Origin of the sequence: Pseudomonas fluorescens (genome assembly GCF_000730425.1) — a bacterium.
Classification (GTDB): Bacteria; Pseudomonadota; Gammaproteobacteria; order Pseudomonadales; family Pseudomonadaceae; genus Aquipseudomonas; species Aquipseudomonas fluorescens_X.
This window is the reverse complement of the sequence record NZ_CP008896.1, coordinates 4733269-4752361: the sequence shown is the minus strand read 5'-3', so window position 1 is coordinate 4752361 and position 19093 is coordinate 4733269. Positions and strand designations below refer to the sequence as shown.

Sequence of the window (19093 nt, the reverse complement as noted above, 5' to 3'; positions counted from 1 at the left end):
CCATCCCGACCGATTCGCTGATGCAGTTGCGGCAGCGGCTCGACCGTCTGCCCAAGAAAAGCCCGGAACGGATTACTCAGGTGGCCGCGATAGCCGAGTTGTACGGCGTGTCCCCAAGCACCGTATACCGGGCGCTGAACCTCATCCATAAACCCCACGCGGCTCACCGCGCCGACCATGGTAAGCCGCGGGTATTGCAGCAGGCCGAGCTGGAGCGCTACTGCGAGCTAATTGCCGCGCTGAAACTGCGCACCACCAACAAACAAGGGCGGCACCTATCTACCCGCCGTGCCATCGAGCTGCTGGAGGGCTATGGGGTGGAAACCGAGCAAGGCTTGGTCAAGGCGCCCAAAGGGGTTCTGACCCGCAGCACGGTGAACGAGTACCTAAGCCGCTGGCACCTGGACCAGTCGCGGCTGTTGCGGCAACCACCGGCCACCCGCTTTCAGGCTGCGCACAGCAATGACTGCTGGCAGTTCGACCTGTCGCCCTCCGACCTCAAGCACATCGATAAGCCGGACTGGATCGATCCGGCTAGGGGCATGCCGACGCTGATGCTGTTCAGCGTGGTGGATGACCGCAGCGGAGTGGCCTATCAGGAGTACCACTGTGTATATGGCGAGGACGCGGAGTCAGCGCTGCGCTTCCTGTTCAACGCCATGACGCTGAAGGCGGACCCGACTTTTCCCTTCCAAGGCCGCCCGAAGATGATCTACCTGGACAACGGCCCGGTGGCCAAACGCCGAGTATTCCAGAACGTCATGCAGGCGCTGGACATCGAATGGCAGACACACATCCCGGCCGGCAAGGATGGCACCCGCACCACGGCTCGCTCGAAAGGCAAAGTGGAGCGCCCCTTCCGCACGGTGAAGGAAGCCCACGAGACGCTGTATCACTTCCACAAACCGGAAACCGAAGCGCAGGCCAATGAGTGGCTGCTGCGTTATCTGGTGCGCACCTACAACGTGCAGGATCATCGCTCCGAACCGCATTCGCGGATTGAGGACTGGCTGGCCAACCTGCCCGTCGAGGGCCTGCGCGAAATGTGCACCTGGGAACAGTTTTGCCGCTTTGCCCGCGAGCCGGAACGACGCAAGGTCGGCGTCGATGCCCGCGTCACCATCGACGGCACGGCCTACGAGGTGGAGCCCGACATGGCGGGCGAAACCGTGGTGTTGCTCTGGGGCTTGTTCGATGACGAACTCTATGCCGAGTTCGAGGGGGAGCGCTTCGGACCTTACTACCCCGTCTCCGGGCCAATTCCCCTACATCGTTACCGCGCCTTCAAACGCGGCAAGGCGGATGAGCGCTCTGATCGCATCCGCTTGCTAGCCGGCCAGCTTGGCCTGCCTATCGCCGCATTGGCTGGCGACGATGTGCGACTCACACCCTCTATTATTCCGACGGCACTGCCACGCCAACCCTTCGATGCCGAGGCGCACGAATACCGGTTTCCCAATGCCATCGCCGCCAAGCTCGCCATTGCCGATGACCTAGCGCAGCCGTTGGCTAAGCTCTCTCCCGACGATCAAGCCTTCATCCATCAGGTGCTGAGCGAAACCCTGACACGCCGCATTGTCTTGGAGCGCGTGCGGGGCTACTTCCGCCATAAGAAAACAGGAGAAGAACATGCGGGCTGAAGTAATGCAGCACTACGGACTGGCGTTGCCACTGAACCAGGCCGGCTATTTTGAAACCGCCCACCATCAGCAGTTGATCAAGGACATCAAGGGGGCGATCTTCGAAGGACGGCTGATTGCACTGTGCGGCGTCATCGGCAGCGGCAAGACCGTAATGCTGCGCCGGCTTCAACAAGCGATGGAAGAGGAAAAGAAGATCACGGTCTCCAAGTCTCTCGCCATTGAAAAGCACAGCATCAAGCTGGCCACTTTCATCGCAGCGCTCTTCTATGACCTCTCCACCGAGAAGCAGGTACGCATCCCCACCCAGGGCGAAAAGCGTGAGCGTGACCTACGCGAGTTGGTGAGGAAGAACAAGCGCCCGGTCGCCCTGTTCGTCGATGAGGCCCATGACCTCAACGGCCATACCCTGACCGGTCTTAAGCGTCTGATGGAGCTGGTGGAGGACGGTGACGGGCGGCTGTCGATCGTGTTGGCCGGGCATCCCAAGCTGCGTAACGACCTGCGCCGACCGACGATGGAGGAAATCGGCTACCGCACCGACATCTTCTCGCTCGATGGCATTGCTGGCAGTCAGCGGGAATACATTCAGTGGCTGCTGGAAACCTGCACTGCGGGGAAGGTCGAACCCGAGTCGATTCTGACCGAAGACGCGATCGACCTACTCGCCACTAAACTGCGCACGCCACTGCAAATCCAACTGCACCTCAGCCTGGCACTGGAAGCCGGCTACCTGACCGGCGAGAAACCCGTTTCGGCGGAACTCGTGCAATCGGTGCTGTCGCGCCAACTGGATGATCTGGAGCCAACCCTCACTCGTCACGGCTACCGCATCAAGGATCTAGTGGAGCAATTCGATGCCAAACCCACCGAAATCAAGGCTCTGTTCAGTAATGCGCTAGACCCGGCGCGGGCGGTTGAGTTACGTGACAAGATGCTGGCAGCGGGCTTGCCTATCTGAGTCCTGTCATTTGCAAATAATGCAGGCTGGCGACGATGGAATGCAGGTCGGCGCGGATCAATGCAGGCTCATTCGCAGTTAATGCTGGTTTGCCGGGCCGGTCAGTCGCAGTTAATTCCGGTCGAAAATCGTATTGATTGCAGGTCGGGACGTTTTTAAATGCAGGCCGCTACAACTAGCCCGTGTCAGTAAGGCCGCCGCACGGCATTTGCTAACACCGTACGAGTGCCTGCATGGTAACGAATTTATTTCCAACGTGGTGCGGCGTATCGGCTCATTGGCTGTGTATAAAAGAGCACTTTTTCGGCCAGAGCGAGGCACTACGGGGCTTTGGCGGGGGAAAGATTTTTTTCGAAAAATGGGCCTATTTGCTCGACTGCACAAAAAAACCATCAAAAAAGAACTTTTTTACCAAAAGGGTCGCACCAATCCCTACATCTTGTGTTTATCGTGCGCCCCAAAAACCGCCAATCGTTAATTATTGCCACTGCAAGTGCCACCTTGTACCCTGTCGGTACGTGAATGCTCCCTGTGAGTACGAAAGCTCGGCCACTAACTGGGCTTTCGACGAAAAAGCCGCCCTCCTAAGGCGGCTTTTTTTTGCCCGAAATTTGCTGGCGTGACGCGTCACAGCTCGACGGCAAACCCTTTGATGCCCTGGGCTTCGGCAAAGCGGCCCACCGCTATCAGACTCGCCCAGGTGCGCAGCGCTTCGCGCACCGCGCCGCCCTCGATCATCACCTGCAGAGCGTCTTCATGAATCCCAGCGCGCATTTTTCGTCGTCCTGTTCGTCCGTCTCAACCATGCAAACCCCATGAAAATCACCCTCAAAACCGGTGGGACAATAGGGGAAATCCAAAACGAGAGAAATGCAGATGAATACGTTTTTTATTACTGACAATGGGAACCTCATCGAGGTGATCGAACGCGTCATGCAGATCAAATTTTTCACTCCCTGGGGAGCGGCGACCCAGCCGCGGACAAACTACGAGTACCAGGATAGAGGTGAAGCCAGTGAGGAAGATCGCCGTCGCATCCCGCGAGAGCTGGGTGGGTACGCCTAAAACCCCTCACTAAGGGAATGGTAGGCCAGCCCCCCCACCGACTGGTATCCAGCAGCCACAAAAAAGCTCACCGAGGTGGGCCTGTTTGTAGGGGGCGATTGAACGAATGCCCCGTTATTCGCAGTGGCTCAGCCGGTCGGCCTTGGCTTGCAGTCGGCGCAGGCGGCAGTTGGGGTCGTTGCGCTGCGCACAGCCATTCTCGGCGGAACAGCTGAACTCGCGCTGAAGATCACCCTGGGGGCTGCCCAGGCCGGAGAGGCGGAACACTTGCTTGCTGAGGATGACGCGGGCACCGGAGAGTGGGCAGTCATAGTCGCGTTGTTGATGAGTCATGGAGGTCTCGCTGGGGGTAGGGATGATGCTTGAACGGTGCTGTCACGACACGCGGTCCGGGGCGGATTTCGCGTTGAAAGTCGACGGGCGGCCCCTGTTTGACTGTCCGGTTTTTTGAATTCGGCCGGGTTTTCAGAAAACAAAGAAAAGCTAATGCATCTGCCTGATGCACAAAAAAGCCCGCCGATTGGCGGGCTTTTTTGTGAGCGCGATTTGACGTCAACGCTCGTTACTCGAAACCTTTCTTGTTTTCATGATCATGGAATCATATGATTACATGATCATTAAAATAACAGGAGATCCCCATGAACATCATCATCATCCACAGCGTTAAACACGATTCCGAGGACGGCCTGCGCTTTGTCGTCGCAGAGTTCACCGTGGACGGTGAACTCTATGGGCATAGACTGGCTGACGGTGGATTGCTCGACCGCTCCAGCCTGGATCTTGACCACGAAACCTTGAATGCCATCCAGGAGGCCTTGGATGAGTTTATCCACGACCAGGCCGTGGATACTGAGCTGTACGACATTGACGAACTGACCCAACAGGCGCAGTTGCTGGGCTATCGGCAGGGCAAGCGCTATGTGCTCGACCAGATCGGCGAAACCGTCCAGCTGGTTGAGGTGACCGAGCGCTATCGAACGCCGGTGGCGGCATTTAACAATCGCACGGAATGTGCGCTCTGGCTCCAGCTCAACGAACCGCAGCTGGGAAAGGGACCGGTCAAACGCGTGAATGCAAATATTCCTGAGGCGTTGCACGATGATTTCAAGGCGCTTTGTGTGCGTCGCAAAGTGGACATGCAAGACGTGCTGGCCAAGTTGATTGTCCAGTGGATGCAATGACTGAGCCCACGCCTCGGCCTACCGCTCATTATTCTGCAGTGCCGGTGATCAGACGGTGTTCCTCTTGTGAGGGGAAAATTTATTCCCGTCACAGGTAACTATGGCCGCGAATGGCCACCTGAGACCGTCATCACTAGGACCGCGCGCAGGCCGAAGGCCGCAGACGTTAGGAATTGAAGCCCGAAGGGGCGAGACGGGTCGGCTTTTTTGACCCGGCTCGATGTGCCGTACAAGCCCGGCTCGTAACGTGGGCAACGCCTAAAACGGGAGTCTAGAGAGCGCCGACGTGAACTGCTGAGCCAAGGCTATACAACGAAGCTAGACCAGCTATGACGGGATAGTTTTACCTGATGCACGCCGACAAAACGAGCATTCTGGTGGCGCAAAAAGACGAAAGGGGCCCCTGTTTCCAGGGTCCCCTTTCATGGTGCATTGTTAGCCGATGCCTAACGTAGCGATTTATGGTTCTTAAAACCGGACCTCGCTTGAGGGTGCTCGCTCGGGCCCGCAGGTAAACCTGCTTCATATTTATCGACCACCGGGCATACAAGTGGTCTTTCCTACGCCTCAAATTTGATCATTTCCTTACGGCTATGTCAAGTAATGGGGTATGAATCATGCTATTTCTGCTCGCCAATTACAGTATCCCACGGCCGACCGCTATCCAAAGAGCTCAGGAGACACAGGGCGGAAACCTTATCTGCTCCCGATGCGACCAGCAAGCGCTTGGCAGTCAGAATTGAGGTTCCAGACGATAGCAAATCGTCCACCACCAACACCGACATCCCTTTAACGTCGAGATTTTCGTTTATTTTGAACGGGAACGTATAGCCTCGAAGGTGATTATCCACCTCTTTGAGCTTAAATGGTTCGCCTTCAGACACACTCAGCGTGTGTATCAATGAGGTTATGTCGCGCAAATGTTGTTTGCGGATCTCCCCATTTGATTTCTTATCTCGCAGCGCTTGTGCAACCTCAGCGTTGCTGCACTTCACGAAGAATTCGTAGGAGATCGGGACTGTCGGTAAAGCGCGCCCCACCCGCCTAGCCAAGCCGCTCGCGATCGGATGGCTTGAGGGCAACGCGATGATAAGGTCATAGGTTCGATGAGCCGTCATAAGGTTCAAAATAATGCGTAAATTCGGCATGAATTCAGTGATAGTTTCAGTCGATATCTGATATTTACGCATTCTTTTCAGCGCGAAAATCAGCGGGTTACCATCACCTTGATGACTGTCGCTCTTACGCCGACGGAATACAGAAATGACCTCCGTGCCCTTAATGGACTGCACAAATGGGTTTTTTTCTGTGGATGTGTCCACCAAAAACTGATGCTCATCAGTGTACGAAACAACCTTGTTTTCTACGTCTATACCCACTTGCTATGCCCGCTCCTAGCTCAGGATGGCGTTTTACCATACCAGGCAAATAAATCCGAGCCAGAAGTCATTCCGGAATAAAAGCCGCTTTCGCGGACCTGTCTCGGGTACAGATGCACCTCAGCTATGTCGTATCCGTTGCAGTTGATACAAGCTGCTACATCATCAAAGCAACCTTCCACAATCGTGCCTGAGCGACTTCCTCCACATGTCGAGGTGCAGCTATAGAAAATATGCTCACACCCCGCCAATGGGTCATTGGAGCAAGATCAGCCCTTTCGCTCCAATCGATCAGCCGCTTCGAAGGGCATGCTTCCAGCAAAAGTGAATCGCCCCTAGTTTCGTAGACACCTCCAAGCCTTAAAATGAGGCCCATTAGGAGGTGCCATGAGCAACCAGCGATATCCCGAAGAATTCAAAATCCAGGCGGTCAAACAAGTGACCGAAAAGAAGCTTCCTGTCTCGGAGGTGGCTGCACGATTGGGTGTGTCCGTGCACAGCCTCTATGCCTGGGTTAAGCGCTACACCAAGCCCCAGGAACAGCGCGTTGAGGAGGATGATCAGAGCGCTGAGGTTCGTCGTCTACGGGCCGAGCTGAAACGGGTGACGGAGGAGCGAGACATCTTAAAAAAGGCCGCCGCGTACTTTGCCAAGGAGTGCGGCTGAAGTACGCCTTTATTAAGCAGCAAGCGGGTCATTACGCGATTCGACGGCTTTGCCTGACGCTCAAGGTTCATCCCAGCGGCTACTACGCGTGGCTATCAGAACCAAAATCTGCGCGAGCCAAGGACGATCAGCGACTGCTTGGACTGATCAAACACTCCTGGTTGGAAAGCGGTGGTGTTTATGGCTATCGCAAGATCCATGATGACCTGCGAGAGGTTGGTGAGAGCTGTGGCCGTCACCGGGTAGCTAGGTTGATGCGCCTTGAAGGTTTACGTTCTCAGACTGGGTATCGACGGAGGCCGGGAAAATATGGCGGTAAACCAGCCGTTGCCTCACCGAACTTACTGAAGCGCCAATTCGATGTCAGAGAACCCAACAAAGTCTGGGTCACAGACATTACCTACATCCGAACATATGAAGGCTGGCTGTATTTGGCCGTGGTGCTCGATCTGTTTTCACGCCAGATCATTGGTTGGTCAATGAAGTCGCAGATGACCAGCGACGTAGCCATTGATGCACTGCTGATGGCGGTTTGGAGACGTAAGCCGAAGCAAGAGGTGATGATCCACTCGGATCAAGGCAGTCAGTACAGCAGCTCAGACTGGCGAAGCTTCTTGAAAGCTAACAACCTGGTAGCCAGCATGAGTCGTCGAGGTAACTGCCACGACAACGCTGTAGCGGAGAGCTTTTTCCAGCTGCTAAAGCGGGAGCGGATCAAGCGTAAAATCTACACTACACGCCAGGATGCTCGGGATGATGTGTTCGATTACATCGAGATGTTTTACAACCCAAAACGACGCCACAGTTTCAACAATCAGCTGTCACCGGTAGAGTTTGAAAAGCGTTACGCAGCGAGCCTGGAGAGTGTCTAGGAAACCCGGGGCGATTCAGACATCGCTAAGGCGGCATCTACAGTAGCCTTACCAGGTGTTGGGGCGAATGCTTTCGGGTCCATGCTAAATCTCTCAGCTAGAGCGAACGCCATTCTATGGCTGATCGGTAATCTGCCGTTGAGCACCTTTGATACAGCTGCCTTATCGCCAATTTCCGGTAGATCTGAACCTGTGAGCTGCAGTGTTTCCATCAAATCTTTAAGCAGCTGCACCGGCGTGGTTTTGGCTGTGAAAGATTCGTTGAAGGCCTTGAACTGCTCACCGTCTTGCTCGTAAGCGAGAATAGCGTCCTCGAGCTCGACCAGAATCTTTTCCTCATACTTGTTGAGGTCATGCCCGTCGGTCAGCTCATCAAGCAAGACCGAGGCGCGTGCGTAGTCCGCGGCGTCATTAATGCCATTGACGAACTGGCCGCTCAGCTGCTCGAGAAGCATTTGGAGATCTTCGAGCGCGGCGCGCACGGTCTGCGAATTCTCTAGAACAGTGATCATGGTTTGATTCCTCGTTTGTTGCTGGCATACCACTCTGTAGCCGTGTCGTAGTCAGCATGGGTGTAAATGTGCTTCACATAAAGCTTTTGCCTGGCGTAGTTAACGCCTGCAATCAGCCTCAAATTGTTCCCACCAATATCAATTACTACCCAACAGTCATCAGCGCGGTATTTGAAGAGATCGATAGTGTGACCGAATATTTTTTCCAGATCCGTGTAGCTCTTTGGCTCTGCCTCCGTCAGCAATCTGTAACATCGTTGAAGCCCGCTCCGATCGTTCGGGTAGCGATTCGCGGCATCTTGAAACCGCTGCTTGAGCAATACGTCCATGGGCTTTCCTAACATTTAGGATCAAGAATACTCCAGTTGTGTATTTTGACAACTGATATTTCGATCCGCCTTCAGCGAAGTGCCACTTTTTTTGTACATGGGTGGTGCCGATGCTCAGGCTTCTGGTCGACACTGATAAATCACAGAAAATCACACAGCCACGGCCATCCGATCTGCTGGGTACTGCCGCATGAATTCCATGCTCTCGCAGGCTGGAGCTTTCAACCAGTCGCTGTATAGCCCCCGGGGCAGTATGACGACCATACGTTTTTCATCCTGGGGTTTGTGGTAGTTGCGCATGAATGGGTGATCGTCCGCGTTGATGGTCAACATGGTGTAGCTGTGCAAGATCTCCCCGGTGCCGGGATCGCGCCATTGCTCCCATAGACCCGCGATGCCCATCAACTCGCCATCTGTCCGCGCAATCCGCGTGGCTATTGCCTTTCCTGATCGCCAGTCAGGCTCATAGATGGCTGCTGCGGGAATAATGCAGTGCTGGGCCAGACGCCAGGCACTGCGAAAAGACGGTTTTTCCGCGACGGTTTCAGACCTGGCGTTGTAAGTACGCCGCGCAATTTTGGTGTCCTTGCTCCAGGACGGTATCAATCCAAATGAACCGGACAGCGCCTCTACCGGCATCTGCACCGCTCCATCGTGATCAACCTGTTCCGCGCGGCGGACGAAAGGCCCGATGTAGCCTGGCCATAGGTCCAACTTGCCCTGCTCATAGGGATCGATGCCGAATGTGTGGGCGAGCAGCCGCGGCGTCGGCGCTTCATAATGACTGCACATGTAAAAACTCCCTCAGATTATTTACGCCTCAATTGGCGTTCACCGTCCATAACTGGTCAAGCCTCGTGGTGTAGCTCTGGCTCATCAACTCACGCCGCATCGCCCAGGCCGGCGCTGCCGGCACTGCTGCGGCGCGCAGCGTACCCCGCCCCCACCGGTTATTGATCTCATCGAGGACATTCATCACCTTATCCGCCGCGGCTGGTTGCGTATGCGCAAAGAGATCATCTGTGAATTCACCAGGTTGACGCAGATCCATGAGCAAAACTTCGGCCTTGCTGTATCGAAACCCGGGGCGGAACAGGCGTTCTACTGCCTGTGTCGCTGCCTTGGTGATCAGGCGCACGTCATTGGTGGGATAGGGAAGCTCCACAAGAACGCCGTTGGCGTAACGCGCTTCGTCCGGGTTGAACATGCCGGTTCGAATACTCACGCGGATCTTTTTGCACAGAGAATGCTGAGCTCGCAGCTTCTCCGAAGCCCGTTGCACGTAGGTGGCCACCGCTTCCTTAATCGGCTCGATCGTCTCCAATCGCACACCAAACATTCTGCTGCAACAGATCTCCTGTTTGGACGGAGCTGCGTCTTCCAGCGCCAGACAAGAAGTGCCGGCAAGCTCGCGTATGGTTTTCTCAAGGACGACGCTGAATTTACGGCCGAGCAGGACCGGGTCCGCCGTGGCCAAGTCCATTGCTGTGCGAATGCCCAAGGCCTGCATGTGTGCCGACATGCGTCGACCAATGCCCCACACCTCTTCAACGGCGGTGTTACGCAATACCCAGTCGCGTTTGAAAGGATCGCACAGGTCCACCACCCCGCCAGTCTGCGATTGCAGCCGTTTTGCGGTGTGATTGGCCAGTTTGGCCAGTGTTTTAGTATGGGCAATGCCCACACCCACCGGGATACCGGTGTGTTTTAGGACTTTGGCACGGATCTTTCGGCCGAATTCGGTGAGGTCGCCGGGCATGCCGGTCAACGTACAAAATATTTCATCGATACTATAAATTTCTGAGTCGCAAACCATTGATTCTATTATGGTCATGACTCTTTCGGACAACTGACCGTACAACGCGTAATTGCTGCTGAAAGCCACGATTCCGTGCCGGCGCAAGGTGTCCTTGATCTGGAAATAGGGTGCGCCCATTTTGACGAAGGGCTTGGCATCGTAGCTACGGGCAATAACACAGCCATCATTATTGCTCAGCACGACAATCGGCGTGCTGGCCAGATCCGGCCGAAAAACACGCTCACAACTGGCGTAGAAGCTGTTGCAGTCAGCCAGCGCAAAAATCGGCAAGGCTGGATCGACGGCAGTATTAACGCTCATGATCGCGAACGCTGTAGTTAACCACACCCCATATCACCAGTTCGTCGCCCTCCATCACATATCTAGGCGGAAATTTGGGGTTTTCGGCCATCAACACCACTTGGCCATCTCGCTTGTGCAGACGTTTGCACACGCACTCGGTGTTGAGCGCCGCAATGACGATATCGCCATGTCGCGCCGTTTTACTTCGATCAACGATCACCAGATCACCGCTGAAAATGCCCGCGCCTTGCATGCTGTCGCCCAGGATCTTGGCTAGGTACACATGCGGTGCCCTGATATCAAACAGCTCGTCCAGAGATATCAGCTTTTCAAGATGGTCCGCTGCCGGCGACGGAAAGCCAGCAGATACCTGACACGAATACAGCGGTAGCGATTTACCACCGCTCGCAATGGGACCAAGAAGGGTCACGCTCATAAACCTGGCCTGAAGAAATAACTGTATGGATACACAGTTAACTGCGTACTCAACGCGCCGTCAATCTTCGCCGACCGGATGCACAATCGTTAGAGGTACCCCACCAGGACGCGCAGTGGGCTTTGAAGACCAGCCCGCCTTCAACCACTTTCCAGACGGGGGGATGCTTTCTTTGACTTTGGCTCAGGATAAATTCGGTCCAAGAGGCAGTTACAGTCAGAGCGCCCGCAAAGCTTCATCACAACGGGCTGCCAGCAGATCATGCAGTATTTCGGCGTCATTGGCCGCATCCACGCAATCGCGGAGCAGCGCTTTCTCCAAACAGCTTTTCAGCCAGTCACTGGTAGCAGGGTTGTTGAGAACTGCTTGAATTTTTTCGTCGATGGCCATGGTTCGAGTCCGATATCAAGTTTTGGGAGATTTTCTTCAGCGAGTAGCTGGCGCGGTACATGGCAGATCGCGACTCGGAAACTCGATATGCCGGTCTATGACTTCGAACACCGGCGAGATGAACTCTGCCGCAATTGCTTCGGACAGCGACTCCAATTCGAAGTCAGATACCTGCAGGCTCCCAGGCCAGATCTTGATATGTGCAGATTTACGAATGCCGACGCTTTGTCCTCGCTTGAACATCGCTTCATTCACGATGATCCCGAGCATCTCGGCCAACGCCACGCGACTCTTGAAAAGTCGAATGAGTGAGGAAAATTCGCAGTTGAGTATCACCCCGTCAACGATCACCTGGTTGGGCTTGATGTCGATGACGATGCGATTCGCTATCATTTTTTGCCACGACCGTTCCAGTAACCATGCCCCTCCCCCCGCGCCAAGGGTGATCGCGCCAGCAAAGAACCAAGTTCCGTAACCAATCGGTTCCCCGGTCCAGGGGGTGAGCGATGCTACCAAAGGCAGTGGCGCTATTGACATCGCTAGCAAAGCTTTTGAGATTTCGTTCATTTGAGGGCCATTTAATCGCGGGGTTTGAGCGATTATTTCATTCACCCTTCGAACGCAAGGCCGATTTCAGGACGGAAACCAGTCGGAAAACATCCACTCGAACTCTATTGCCGGCGGTGCGTTACGGGGAACACAACGGCTGTGCTTTCGCTGCCGAGAACGTACCTGCGAAGAGGGATCTGAAGGCTCGGCCTAGGCGGTTTGATGGTTTGATCCCACAATCGCTGGGCGTACACAACCAGCACGGCACTATCTACCGCTTTGAGCACAAATCCCTTCGGGACACGCTCTTCTGTGACCACTGGATCGTTGCTGGCACAAAGGTAGGCCACCATATTTGCACAGGTGTTCGCTAACCGCCCCGGGCTGAGCCAACTGACTGGTCCGAAACCTAGCCGTGAGGCGATATCGTCCGGAGTGACCTGGTGTCGAGCTAACGCTCGCTTTCCCGGGTTCTGGTAATCGCAGCTTCGCCGGGGATTTTACGTTCGGCGTGTTTGTGTGCTGCCTAATCAGACATCACACCTTGAAGCGTTGGGATTTCGGTAGGAGATGAGACGGTGGCCACCTCCTACCAGGAACCACCAGCATGGAACTCAACCGCCTCCCCGCTTGGCTTCAGGCTTACCGCGATGGCCATCGTCAAGGCAACGCCCAAGCGCTAGCAGCATATGCCGATTACTACTGTATGGACGGGTCAGCCGACATGGAGTTGGATATTGAGGAGCGGCTTGGCTACATCCCCCCGCCGATGGTCTCGTATGCAAGCCGAACCGGCACACGCCGCAACCTCGCAGCAATGCGCGGGGCGGGTTGGCGCTTACTCGTTTCTGCGGCCGGGGTTCTGCGCACTGAGGGGTTCGAGCATTACGCTTTGGACAACGGAGCGTGGAGCGCTTACCAGCAGGGCACGCAGTTCGATGAGCGTGCTTTCGGCCGTGCCGTGGATCTTCTTGGCGAAGACGCTGACTGGGTTGTCCTACCTGACATCGTGGCAGGTGGGATAGAGTCTCTGGATTTCAGCCTGCGCTGGCTGGATCGGCTGAAGGGATTTCCTCGAAGGTTGCTCATTGCTGTGCAGGATGGAATGGAGCCAGACGATGTGCGTGAGTTCCTGAGCCCATCCGTAGGGATATTTCTCGGAGGGAGCACCCCTTGGAAGCTGCAAACCATGGCTGCATGGGGTGTCCTTTCTCGTCGCCGCAACTGCTACTACCACGTTGGCCGGGTAAACAGCGCTCGACGGATCGGAATGTGCGCTGCCGCCAGTGCAAATTCCTTCGACGGGACCAGCGTGACACGCTTCGCCGACACGCTGCCTGCGCTCCATGCCGCACTATGCTATGCAGATTATCAGGGTGATCTTTTCTCTCTAGCCAAGGAGGACGTTGCGGCAACGCCATTCAATTGCTGTTGGCCGCTGCCTTCGAGACAGCACTGTTTTGATGGAGCCCACCATCATGAAGATGAGGTTATCTGAGCTTTCGCTGCCGTGGACATATCAGACGCCCAGTCCCGGAGATAACCAGGAACGATGAGCTTGTGACGAGCTCTCGATCCACCCGTGTAAAGGGCTGCAAAAGCCCTGCTCGCTGCAATTCGGTCGCCAGGCCCTACTTGACTGAGCAAGTCTGGAGCGAGCATCACTGCGTCGATTTCGGAATTGCGTGCGTCCATGACCCGGCCAAGCTGAAGCAGGGCTGTACCTGACACATCGAGGTTGAGTAACGATGCCTCGAACTCATATGAGCTATAGCCTTTGCTGAGCATCCGGTCGATGCGCTGAAAGCTACTATTTTTGCTGCCCATGTCCGCCCGGAGATCATCCCAGTGGGTGTATTTGAAGAGCGCGCTATGCTTTGGCCGTTCTTGATCATGGAACAGGCCTATGCAGTCGAGAATGAACCGGCGGAAGGTGTTGACTGCACCCGGTAGCAAACTGAAACGCGCGCCAGCGATGGCCAGGCGCTGAAACCACTCGAATAATCCCCACTCGGAATCTACGAGAATTGTCACAGCCCCAGTGGGAACCTCTGGCTTGTCGTAGTAAACAATCTTCGTCTCGATACCGTTGTTGCCCTCGATCGAGGCCAATTTCAGGATCGGGTGTTTGTCGATGAGGGGGTTTATGACTCCCTCGATTTGCCGGCCGGCGCGAATGGAGTGTGTGATCTCGTGCTTGCGGAGGGTGCTAGCACGCTGGTGGTAGCTCCCATCAAGGCGCTGGCATGCATCACCCAATGTAATCACGGGCTGAGTACAGCGGTCGAGAAATACCGAGAGTGGCCAGCTAAGGTCGTGCGCTTCGTCGACAATAATGTGGGTGAATTCTAGGCCTATCACTGCCTCATGAAGCAGGGTCATGTGCTTAATTCGGTGATACCCACGAAGCGGGAGCTGAAGGCGCGGATCGGTCGGCTCTATGGTCTGCTCCCACAATTTTTGCGCATACCCCACCAGCACCAATCGATCTACGGCATCAAGAGCAAGCCCCTTTGGGATGTGCTGCTCGGCTAACGCAAAATCAATGCTGTTGCAAAATGCGGCCACCATTCTTGCGCAGGCCGTGGCTACTTGAGCTGGGCTGAGCCTACTGATCCATCCGAAACCCAACCGTGACGCAATGTCTTCCGGGGTAACCTGGTGCCGAGCAGATGCCCGCTTACCTGGTCGGTAATAGCCGACACCTCGCTCGAGCACATAGTTGGCGAGATCTCCGAACGTCATTCCTCTCACGTTCGCGGCTCCGATTCGTTGCATCAATGCCTGGAGCTGGACCGCGGTGAAAGCCAGCACGAGTGGTCGGCTTGAGGAAAGCGAGTCCACTAAGCGTTCGATCATATGGGTCTTACCGGTACCAGCGAGGCCCTGGATATGAATGCTCTCATCGGGTTCGGCATGAATAATGCGGAATGTACGGCTCTGCTGATTCGACAGAGAAATTGTTTTTCCCGATGACGTCTCGAACGAATGCTTGAGCGGGTTGAGCTTCTGGGCGTGCGCAGCACGGAAATTGAAGTCCCAGATCCCACCGTTGAGGAATTGTTTTGCGTCCAACGTCTCCTCATCAAGGAAGCGAACACGCAGTCGAGGCATGAGCGCCAGCCCGCGCTCAAACAACTCTGGCTTAAATTTGCCTGCGATCAGATTAGAAAAAGTACCTGGTGGATGCGTGTGGCTCAGCTCTGTTCCAATCGAAATCAACTCGGCCAGGGCTTTCTCTACGAGCATTTCGCTTTTCGGTTTACCGTCCAGAGCCGGCAAATTCTGGAGGACTGCCACCGAAGCCACTTGGGGGACGTCCCACTGCCCCAACAGGACGCGAGCAGAAGTACTCGGATCAACCAAGGAATTGGCCTGGGAAGCCAGCAGCGGGATGTAAAGAACCGAATCGCTCACGCATTGTTCTCAATGGGATGCACGTCTACGAACGCCACCACCAGTAGCGCCAGTGGCAGGGCTTAGCTACCCAGTGTATGCCAGGTCGGCCAAACGTCACAGCATCTCACCGCCGGTACCAGTTGAGCTGGCAGCACCTAGCGGCCATGAGGATTTGGTTAGGCGGTCGCAGGTAGTCGAGATACCGACTAAAACTTTTCGCAGTCGGCGGGCCGAGTCTGTGCCATTAAGCAGCATTTGAGAGCGGCTGAGGTCGTTACTTTCTTCCCAGCCAATTCCTCTGGTATTTCCATCACCTGACTCATGATGGCCTCGCTTACCAAAGCATCGCCTTTCACTCAAGAGGAAATACCCATGGCAAAGCATGACGATGACAACCGCTCCAACCAACTGAATCCTACTAGCGACGCCTACTGGAGTTCCCGTGGCGAAGATGAGCGCCCGGTGGACTGGGAAGACCAAATAGCAGACTGATGTGCAACGGGAAGGGTCGACATCAACTCGACTCTTCCCGATCAGACCAGGGGCTGGCCTAGTAAATTTCGAGCCTTGCGGTACTCCTCTACATAGGAAAAAAAAACCGCCTCGATTAGCGACTCTGAGAAACGTCTCTTTTGCATTTCACCCAGCATATACCGACTGGTCTCAGCGAAATGAAAGCAGTAAACCAAGCCTGTGACCTCAGCCTGGGCCTCGCTTGCAGTTAGACCGCGTAAAACAGTCGCCTTGTGTGCGACCGCCGTGGCGAACGACAGCACGCTGTTGCGCTTGGGTCGCCCTTTCTCGCCAGAGAGCCAATCACGCAGCGTGTGTTGCCGGGAAGCAATCTCCGGGAATTCATTTTGATCGTAGTCGTGCTCGGCCCAGATCCGACCCAAGGAAGATGAAAGGGTATCGTCGGCTGGGCAACGGCACAGCACAGCGAAATATTTCAGGCAGAACTCAACTGCATTCGTCCAGCCTCCCGCTTTCTGCCTCACAGGAAGCAGATCCGCGAACAACATTTCGTTCTGTTTCCCCGCCCGAATCGTAAGCACCCATTGGGCCAAACTGCTGTCCACTATGTGCCAGGCGGCGAAGCGAAGCAGGAAACTAGCCAGGTCCGCTAGCCGATAATTGATGAAGTCAGAGCCCGCCACCACCTTGTCAGCATCGGACTCACAAGCCAGCAGTTGCAGCATACGCTCGGGGGAGCCTGGAGCACCCAACGTGTGCATCAGCGAGCTATTGGCCAGAGCTTCCAATCTGGCCCGGTTAGTAGGCATCGCTGGGAGAATTTTGCACATCAATTGCCATTCCGTTTCTAGCAAGCCCGCCCAGTAAGCGCTGCAAACTTCACTCTGGAAAGTGCGGTGAACAAGGACAATCCATTGGGCGTAAGGCTTCCAGAGGGCATCCTTCCGCAACGAGTCATGTAGCAGCCCATGGGAACTAGGGTTGGTCGCGAGTGTTTTAGTGAGTTTTAGGATCTGGCTTGGCCGCAACTGCATGGCAGCAGGCGGCTTGCTCATCCATTTGCTGAAGGTCTTCCAGGTCAACCAGCCAGGCTGATGATTTTGCTCATAGCATTGCTTGGGCAACTCAGGCATGCCGAGCACATCGAAGACGAATTCAAGTGGAGGGAAGAAGGTACAACCTTCGCGATAGGGTACTAGAGTCTCGCCCGGGCTGTTGATCAGGTCGAGAAGTTTCTCACTGGCTTGAGCATCCATGTTTTGCAAAGCTCCAGACGATTCGAATCCAATACATTATTGGCTGATACCAAATCGTAGAGTAGCGCAACTAGGGTGATCCGCGATGCGTATGGTTTGTCGGTAGAGCTTTCGCTTTGCCAATGTGGACGGCAGGCACCTACCAGTGTGCCGAGGGGAATATCTCTGTCTCGATTGCGAACGTCAAGTGTGATGCCGGATTTCGCCCTGCTGATTGAAATTTGAGCATCGCCGGGGGAGCGTTCCCCGTCAGCTGCGGCAGGGCTTTATCCACAGACTTACCCCCATTTTCAGGGGGTAAATATGATGGAGAAAGCACTGGGCAAGAAGACAGTATTCGTATTTCTCAGATCTAGTTTTTGAAAGGAATCACCGAAGCTTCTGCACTGGGCATGTCTTCTGGACAGCCACTACGGTACTCACTTAGCCCCCAGAGTGCTTGGTGCACCGCTGCGGGTGAGCAACCTTCACGAATAATTAGCGTCATCCCTTCGATAAAGACCAGTGCCTTCCTTTGCTCATCACTCATTTGCTGTACATGAGGATAACAAGCCAGAGCGCTCATCCTGTAACTATCGCTCAGTCCGTTTAAATCTGGCCATGGTACTAAAACTACCTGGTCAGTTCCTGGATTCCAGCACAGCATTCGATTTTTACAGCTCGCACTTGAATGCATTCAACTATCTCCAATACAAAGACGCATGTTTTTTTATCGATTCACCGACAACCAATATCTCCCCGTATTCGGGTTGCTCAGCAAATATACATGTTCCATACCTTCAAACGAGGTGTCCAACTTTTTGACGCCTTCACCTAAATAATCACCCAAACGCGACAATACTTTTTCCTGCTCTGCTTGCGGATAATCTTTAATTTCATCAAGAACCATCTTCAGCTCTGTGATAGCCGCGGCAAAAAAAGTTCTTGCTCGCAACGCATCAGCGTGCCCGAGTGTTGGCTCGTATTCACTAAGCAATACCGCCATCACCATAGAACTTCGCTCACGCAACTCTGCACACTCTTGAGTCAGCAAGATTGCATTTAGGAGATCCTGACTCCAGGAATGTCCGCATGCAGGACCTCTAATATTTCCTCAGACGACCCCATGTCACCAGGTAGGTTGTAGCCATCGAAAGAAAAACTAACGCTGGCCCCGATCAACTCATTAACTCCATACATAAAACATCTATTCCGTATTTTTGTAGGTCACCGTAACGGCCTGCATTCATCCGCTTCGCGACACATTTCATAGATCGCGTTTCACGGCAGACCAATAACTTTCAATATTTTGATTTCCCATAAGTAAGATTCGCTCAAGCTCATCGAATGAGGTTTCCATATAGCTCCCTGTAGATCTGTAGTATGGACGCATGCCATCAAGAACCTTGTCCCGCTCATCAACTCGCATCGTGTTCAAACGATCAAACAGGATTTTTAGTTCTGTGAGAAAACCAATGTAAAACGTTCTCAACAGAAAATTGCGATCTCCAGCGTTAAGTTCTTCCTCCGCATCTTTAAGCAGACGGAATACTGCCTCAGAGCCAAGCCCCCTCATTTCTCGACACTTCTGTACATTAAGCAGCACAATCAGCAGGTCATGACTTCCAGGGACGCGCCTTTCTAGCTCAACAAACATCTGCCGTATCCAACTCGGTTCGCCGGGAATACAGAATTGGTATACAGCTTGATCGCCACTTGATCCGTACAGACGTATCCCCTTTAGCTTGCTCATGCCTGCCTCGTCATTTCATCTATTTTCGGCCGTCAGGGCTATCCGCTACGCGACACAGGTTGACCTCTACAAGATCCACCAAAGTTTATTTTATGGAAGTAAGTCGCTTCACTTCTAACACGGTTGATGGCCCAGTCGTCTTGCTGGGCTG

The 19093-nt window shown here is 54.5% G+C and carries 20 protein-coding genes; 6 read left to right on the top strand and 14 right to left on the bottom strand.

The features are described from left to right. Nucleotides 1–2 precede the first annotated feature (2 nt). Both HZ99_RS21160 and HZ99_RS21155 read left to right on the top strand, forming a co-directional pair. The gene (locus tag HZ99_RS21160) at nt 3–1640 is read left to right on the top strand and encodes a DDE-type integrase/transposase/recombinase (RefSeq protein ID WP_200876640.1); all 1638 of its coding nucleotides are present in this window, start codon (nt 3–5) and stop codon (nt 1638–1640) included. After that, a complete protein-coding gene (locus HZ99_RS21155; protein WP_024015038.1) occupies nt 1630–2601 on the top strand; it encodes an ExeA family protein in 972 nt (323 codons plus the stop codon). Before HZ99_RS21160 ends, HZ99_RS21155 begins: the two co-directional genes overlap by 11 nt. A gap of 627 nt (nt 2602–3228) precedes the next feature. On the opposite strand, the gene HZ99_RS29040 is transcribed toward HZ99_RS21155, so the two are convergent. Continuing rightward, nucleotides 3229–3375 carry a hypothetical protein gene (locus HZ99_RS29040; protein ID WP_162843700.1) on the bottom strand — a complete coding sequence of 49 codons (147 nt, stop codon included), beginning with the start codon at nt 3373–3375 and terminating at the stop codon, nt 3229–3231. A gap of 102 nt (nt 3376–3477) precedes the next feature. On the opposite strand from HZ99_RS29040, the gene HZ99_RS21150 reads away from it, so the two are divergent. Next, nucleotides 3478–3666, top strand: coding sequence for a hypothetical protein (locus HZ99_RS21150; RefSeq protein WP_130898264.1), 189 nt, complete (start codon nt 3478–3480; stop codon nt 3664–3666). Nucleotides 3667–3780: 114 nt separating this feature from the next. Here the strand turns inward: HZ99_RS21150 and HZ99_RS21145 are convergent, their stop codons facing one another. Beyond that, a complete protein-coding gene (locus HZ99_RS21145) occupies nt 3781–3999 on the bottom strand; it encodes a hypothetical protein (RefSeq protein ID WP_038445813.1) in 219 nt (72 codons plus the stop codon). Between the two features lie 305 nt (nt 4000–4304). Between HZ99_RS21145 and HZ99_RS21140 the strand changes: the two genes are divergently transcribed. Next, a complete protein-coding gene (locus tag HZ99_RS21140; RefSeq protein WP_038445811.1) occupies nt 4305–4847 on the top strand; it encodes a plasmid partition protein ParG in 543 nt (180 codons plus the stop codon). Between the two features lie 620 nt (nt 4848–5467). Here the strand turns inward: HZ99_RS21140 and HZ99_RS21135 are convergent. After that, nucleotides 5468–6226 (bottom strand): phosphoribosyltransferase, encoded by a 759-nt coding sequence (locus HZ99_RS21135; RefSeq protein ID WP_038445809.1) that lies wholly within the window; start codon nt 6224–6226, stop codon nt 5468–5470. Between the two features lie 387 nt (nt 6227–6613). Between HZ99_RS21135 and HZ99_RS21125 the strand changes: the two genes are divergently transcribed. Further along, nucleotides 6614–7764, top strand: a protein-coding gene (locus HZ99_RS21125; protein WP_088500423.1) for an IS3 family transposase whose coding sequence is annotated in 2 segments (ribosomal slippage) — nt 6614–6848 and nt 6848–7764 — 1152 coding nt in all. Because the reading frame shifts where the segments join, the coding sequence is not laid out codon by codon here. On the opposite strand, the gene HZ99_RS21120 is transcribed toward HZ99_RS21125, so the two are convergent. The 7 genes from HZ99_RS21120 to HZ99_RS21095 form a co-directional block, all read right to left on the bottom strand. Continuing rightward, nucleotides 7761–8276, bottom strand: coding sequence for a helix-turn-helix domain-containing protein (locus HZ99_RS21120; protein WP_235205539.1), 516 nt, complete (start codon nt 8274–8276; stop codon nt 7761–7763). The genes HZ99_RS21125 and HZ99_RS21120 overlap by 4 nt on opposite strands. Then, entirely contained in the window at nt 8273–8605 is a 333-nt protein-coding gene (locus tag HZ99_RS21115) for a type II toxin-antitoxin system HigB family toxin (protein WP_038445807.1), read from the bottom strand. Before HZ99_RS21115 ends, HZ99_RS21120 begins: the two co-directional genes overlap by 4 nt. A gap of 150 nt (nt 8606–8755) precedes the next feature. After that, complete coding sequence (locus HZ99_RS21110; RefSeq protein WP_038445805.1) at nt 8756–9397, bottom strand: SOS response-associated peptidase; 642 nt, start codon at nt 9395–9397, stop codon at nt 8756–8758. Between the two features lie 28 nt (nt 9398–9425). Then, the gene (gene umuC / locus HZ99_RS21105; protein ID WP_038445804.1) at nt 9426–10724 is read right to left on the bottom strand and encodes a translesion error-prone DNA polymerase V subunit UmuC; all 1299 of its coding nucleotides are present in this window, start codon (nt 10722–10724) and stop codon (nt 9426–9428) included. Beyond that, the gene (locus HZ99_RS21100; protein ID WP_038445802.1) at nt 10714–11142 is read right to left on the bottom strand and encodes a LexA family protein; all 429 of its coding nucleotides are present in this window, start codon (nt 11140–11142) and stop codon (nt 10714–10716) included. Before HZ99_RS21100 ends, umuC begins: the two co-directional genes overlap by 11 nt. A gap of 216 nt (nt 11143–11358) precedes the next feature. After that, on the bottom strand, nt 11359–11532 hold the full coding sequence (locus tag HZ99_RS29035; protein ID WP_162843699.1) for a hypothetical protein: 174 nt from the start codon (nt 11530–11532) through the stop codon (nt 11359–11361). A gap of 36 nt (nt 11533–11568) precedes the next feature. After that, on the bottom strand, nt 11569–12099 hold the full coding sequence (locus tag HZ99_RS21095) for a hypothetical protein (RefSeq protein WP_076965109.1): 531 nt from the start codon (nt 12097–12099) through the stop codon (nt 11569–11571). A gap of 589 nt (nt 12100–12688) precedes the next feature. On the opposite strand from HZ99_RS21095, the gene HZ99_RS21090 reads away from it, so the two are divergent. After that, on the top strand, nt 12689–13579 hold the full coding sequence (locus tag HZ99_RS21090) for a hypothetical protein (protein ID WP_038445799.1): 891 nt from the start codon (nt 12689–12691) through the stop codon (nt 13577–13579). Here HZ99_RS21090 and HZ99_RS21085 read toward each other — a convergent pair. From HZ99_RS21085 to HZ99_RS21070, 4 genes are all read right to left on the bottom strand, one after another. After that, entirely contained in the window at nt 13558–15498 is a 1941-nt protein-coding gene (locus HZ99_RS21085; protein ID WP_038445798.1) for an AAA family ATPase, read from the bottom strand. The two genes, HZ99_RS21090 and HZ99_RS21085, sit on opposite strands and share 22 nt — an antisense overlap. A 515-nt stretch (nt 15499–16013) precedes the next feature. Further along, the gene (locus HZ99_RS21080) at nt 16014–17210 is read right to left on the bottom strand and encodes a hypothetical protein (protein WP_038445796.1); all 1197 of its coding nucleotides are present in this window, start codon (nt 17208–17210) and stop codon (nt 16014–16016) included. 709 nt (nt 17211–17919) lie between these two features. After that, nucleotides 17920–18219, bottom strand: a complete 300-nt coding sequence (locus HZ99_RS29030) for a hypothetical protein (protein WP_169898852.1) — start codon at nt 18217–18219, stop codon at nt 17920–17922. Nucleotides 18220–18456: 237 nt separating this feature from the next. Next, nucleotides 18457–18942, bottom strand: coding sequence for a hypothetical protein (locus HZ99_RS21070; RefSeq protein ID WP_038445794.1), 486 nt, complete (start codon nt 18940–18942; stop codon nt 18457–18459). Between the last annotated feature and the right edge of the window lie 151 nt (nt 18943–19093).